General features: G+C 61.3%; 5 protein-coding genes and 1 pseudogene. 3 read left to right on the forward strand and 3 right to left on the reverse strand.

Translation table 11 applies throughout. The features are described from left to right. The 3 genes from XAXN_RS09745 to XAXN_RS09755 form a co-directional block, all read right to left on the reverse strand. The coding region (locus XAXN_RS09745) for a DUF4158 domain-containing protein (protein ID WP_134984867.1) at positions 1 to 1,301 on the reverse strand (1,301 nt) is incomplete at its 3' end. Positions 1,302 to 1,304: 3 nt separating this feature from the next. Further along, positions 1,305 to 1,724: a putative toxin-antitoxin system toxin component, PIN family gene (locus XAXN_RS09750; RefSeq protein ID WP_054319397.1), complete on the reverse strand. Its 420-nt coding sequence runs from the start codon at positions 1,722 to 1,724 to the stop codon at positions 1,305 to 1,307. Next, on the reverse strand, positions 1,724 to 1,963 hold the full coding sequence (locus tag XAXN_RS09755) for a ribbon-helix-helix domain-containing protein (RefSeq protein WP_054319398.1): 240 nt from the start codon (positions 1,961 to 1,963) through the stop codon (positions 1,724 to 1,726). The genes XAXN_RS09750 and XAXN_RS09755 overlap by 1 nt, the downstream gene beginning before the upstream one ends. Before the next feature lie 207 nt (positions 1,964 to 2,170). Between XAXN_RS09755 and XAXN_RS23660 the strand changes: the two are divergent. From XAXN_RS23660 to XAXN_RS09770, 3 genes and pseudogenes are all read left to right on the forward strand, one after another. After that, positions 2,171 to 2,722, forward strand: a pseudogene (locus tag XAXN_RS23660) (recombinase family protein); the annotation flags it as partial. Positions 2,723 to 3,219: 497 nt separating this feature from the next. Next, a complete protein-coding gene (locus tag XAXN_RS09765) occupies positions 3,220 to 3,489 on the forward strand; it encodes a type II toxin-antitoxin system RelB/DinJ family antitoxin (protein ID WP_054319400.1) in 270 nt (89 codons plus the stop codon). Further along, entirely contained in the window at positions 3,476 to 3,757 is a 282-nt protein-coding gene (locus XAXN_RS09770; RefSeq protein WP_042806120.1) for a type II toxin-antitoxin system YafQ family toxin, read from the forward strand. Before XAXN_RS09765 ends, XAXN_RS09770 begins: the two co-directional genes overlap by 14 nt. Positions 3,758 to 3,777: the final 20 nt, after the last annotated feature.

The raw sequence follows: 3,777 nt of genomic DNA on the forward strand, positions 1-3,777 counted from the left end.
GGCGGTGGCGGTGGCGGATCATGGTCGGGCCTTTTATGCAGCCATTGCAACGCCTGCGCCAATGGCTGTGCGGATGGATTGGCATCGAAGCGCATGACACGCAGCAAGATCGGCAGGAAGCGCGAGACGGTGGCCTTGCGGGCTTGCAGCTCGGTGTAGAACACATCGTTGGGAGGACGCACCAGGCCGCGAACTTCGTTGAGCGCCTGAGCCAGTTCATCGCGGCCGATGGCTGCATAGACGCGCTCGCGCAGTTCGGCGTCCGGCAGGGCCGGATCGAGCAGCATCCGGCATGCCTCGGCCAGCGTCGAAGCGGCCCGATCCAGATCCTTAAGGGAGCGCTGCCTGACCTTGCGGTCTTCCTTCTCGGCCTTGGTGAAGAGTTCGCGCAGCAGCATATCCAGCACGTCGATGGCGTCGTCCTGCGCGCTGGCTTCCAGGCAATACACGAAGGCCACCAGCGTGGCGGTGCGCCGCGCCTGCGGCAGCCTGGCCACGGCGGACACCTTGACGGTGCAGGCGAAGCGGGCCAGCGCCGCGATGCGGCTCGGCGGCACATGGGTGCCAGGCAGCTTGATGCCCAGGTTGCGCACGGTCTCGATGCGCAGCAAGGCCAGCACAAGCGCCGGAGCGCTGACACGCACCGGCCCCTTGCGCAGCCGATCCAGCCAGGACTGGCGGCTGCCCTCGGCGGGCTTGAGTAGATCATCAAGCCGCTTCTGCTGTTCGACCGTCACGCAGCGCACAAGCAGCCGCCACAGGCGCGACTCCATGCGCGAACGTATTTCGGCGATGAAGCGCTCCAGCACCGTAACGCCAGGCAGCAATATCTTGTGGCCGACCAGCCAGCCATTGGCGTAGTCGAACAGCGCGCTGGGCCGGTCGGTGCCCGTCCAGCACAGGGCGCACAGCCAGCGCCCAAGACGAAACTGAATACCGACATCGGCGAACTCGCAGTAACCATAACGTTTGCGAATCTCTGCCGTGTGCTGCCAGCGTTGCCTGGTTGTACGGTAGGCGGCGATGCAATCGGCAGGATCGGCAATGCCGAGCTGGGACGAGAGGGTGTGCAGCACCGCCCCGGGCACAGCGGTTGGGTCTTCCTGAAAGGTGCCGAGGAAGCGCGCCGTGGTCAGTTGCAGCGCATAGCCCAGGCGATGGCTGTCTCGCCGCTTGGTAGCGATCCACTCGCGGTCATCGTCGTCGAGGTGAAAATAGCGCGCCAGTTCTTCGCTGGAAACCGTGTCTGGATAGCAGCCGTAGCGTTCCCGTTGCGTGGTGGACAGGAAGCTGACCGGCATGGCTCAAAGCGCCTCGGCGCAGAAGGTGGCCGGCGTGACGATGCGTGTGCGGGCGAGGCTTTCTTGTTGCAGCAGCCCGGCACGATGGTCGCCGGTCACGAGATAGTCGGCCCCGCCGGCCAGCGCAATTGCCAGCAAGAACGCATCGTTCGGATCGTTGACCTTGATGCCCTCTGGCAGTAGCGGCAGCACGTCCAGCATGATCGAGCGCCGCATGTTGTTGACCATCGTGCCGACGCGATGCGGCTGGAGCACAGCCTTGAACTTCGCGTAGCGGCTTGCGCGGCGCAGTTCGTCGATTTGCGCGGCCGACGTCACCAGGTCGAAGCGATCCTTCTGCCATGCGCGGTAGATGGTGTCCGGCAAGCCGTGTGGCGACAGCAGCGCGCTGAGCAGCACGTTGGTGTCCAAGACGACCCGCATCAGTGCTCACGCGCCCATTGAACGGCCTCGTTCACGATGGCGGTCAAGTCGGTCTCACTCACGTTGGCGTTCGCCGCCTTGGCCTCCTCAACGGCGCGCTCGAAGATGTAGGTGCGTACCGCCTGCTCGATGAAACGTGACAGGTCGCCCTTGCGTCCGCCGCCTTGCGACGCAAGAAACATACGGACGGACTGATCCGTGTCTGATGACACGGCAAGGTTCCAGCGCACGGTGCTCATGATGTTCCCTAATCCGGATTTATACACATAGGTGTTTATGAGCCATATTCACAGCGCTTGCAATGGTTCGATAAAACGATCGTTTCTATGAACTACAAGGAAACAACCGACACGACATGTCCGCAGACCAACAAGCAGTCTGCAATAATGGTTCGATTAATCAAAGTTCGATATTATCAAAATTATTGAGTAAAACAGAATATACGGATGAAAATCGGCTACGCGCGCGTCTCAACGCGCGACCAGAACCTCGACTTGCAAGTGGACGCCCTCAAGGCAGCCGGGTGCGAGCGCGTCTACCAGGACGTGGCCAGCGGTGCGAAGACCGCACGCCCGGCGCTCGATGAACTGCTGGGTCAGTTACGCAAGGGCGACGTGCTGGTGATTTGGAAGCTCGACCGCATGGGGCGCTCGCTCAAGCACCTGGTCGAACTGGTTGGAAGCCTGATCGAGCGCAAAGTCGGTCTGCTCAGTCTGAACGACCCTATAGACACCACGAACGCACAAGGGCGGTTCGTGTTCAACCTGTTCGCCACGCTGGCCGAGTTCGAGCGCGAACTGATCCGCGAACGCACGCAGGCGGGACTGACGGCGGCACGAGCGCGCGGCCGAGTCGGCGGGCGGCCCAAAGGTTTGTCGCCGCAAGCCGAAGCGACGGCACTGGCAGCTGAAACCCTGTATCGCGAGCGCAAGCTGTCGGTCGCGGCCATCGCGCAAAAGTTGCATTTGTCCAAAAGCACCCTGTACAGCTACCTGCGACATCGCGGCGTCGAGATCGGACCGTACAAAAGACCTGTGCAGCCCCCGCCAAGCATGTCAGTCACCGAGAGCGACAACGACAATCCACCCAAGGTCGCCACCATCCTGCTGACCTTGCGCATCGAAAACAACAGCAAGTCCGTACGCGGAAAGAAGCGCACGATCGAGCATGTCGAGTTTTTTGACCTTGCCCAATATGACGCCACGCGGCGACCGAACGGCGAATATGAACTGAAGGTGCCCTATGACACCGACGAGGAACTGGATGAAGCCGTGAACAATTTGCTGAACGACATCGCCAGCGGTGCAGACGACCGGCACTGCTTTTCCGAAAGCTATGCGCGCATGGAAGGCACCGACCGGCATTGGTGAGCGCTTAACTGACTTCCCTGTTCCATTGCTCCCCGAACCCCGCATACAACCCCACGATGCAGCCTTGCATTGTAGTCGCATTGCGACTATAATTTCAGTACTTGAACCGATCTCGGAGAACTACCATGAGCACTACCGCCGATACCTACGTCCGCGCCCGCATCGACACCGCCACCAAGGAACGTGCCGCCAGTGCGCTCGAAGCAATGGGGCTGTCGATCTCTGATGCTATCCGCCTGCTGATGCTGCGCATTGCCGACGAACACCGCCTGCCCTTCGATGTGAAGGTACCCAACACCCCCACGAAAAAGGCGATTGCCGAACTGGAATCAGGCAAGGGTAAGAAGTTCGCCAATGTGGACGACCTAATGGCGGATTTGCATGCGGACGATTGACCGTTCCTCCGCCTTCAAGCGCGACTACAAGCGGGAAGCCAAGGGGCAGCATCGCGCCACGCTTGATGACGCGATCAAGCCGGTGTTGGTCGCACTAGCGACCGATCAGCCTCTCGATGCACGCTATCGCGATCACGATCTTTCCGGCGATTGGGCGGGCTATCGGGAATGTCACATCAAGCCCGACTTGCTGCTGATCTACCGCAAGTCCGACCCCGACACCCTGCGACTGGCGCGGCTTGGCTCGCACAGCGAGCTTTTCGGCTGAGCGACGTCCCCCCGTCCTGA

This window comes from Xanthomonas axonopodis, assembly GCF_001304695.1.
Lineage (GTDB): Bacteria > Pseudomonadota > Gammaproteobacteria > Xanthomonadales > Xanthomonadaceae > Xanthomonas > Xanthomonas axonopodis.

Coding starts and splice junctions, on each gene's coding strand:
- XAXN_RS09750 (WP_054319397.1), bottom strand. CDS start 1,724: ATGCGGGTCGTCTTGGACACCAACGTGCTGCTCAGCGCGCTGCTGTCG.
- XAXN_RS09755 (WP_054319398.1), bottom strand. CDS start 1,963: ATGAGCACCGTGCGCTGGAACCTTGCCGTGTCATCAGACACGGATCAG.
- XAXN_RS09765 (WP_054319400.1), top strand. CDS start 3,220: ATGAGCACTACCGCCGATACCTACGTCCGCGCCCGCATCGACACCGCC.
- XAXN_RS09770 (WP_042806120.1), top strand. CDS start 3,476: ATGCGGACGATTGACCGTTCCTCCGCCTTCAAGCGCGACTACAAGCGG.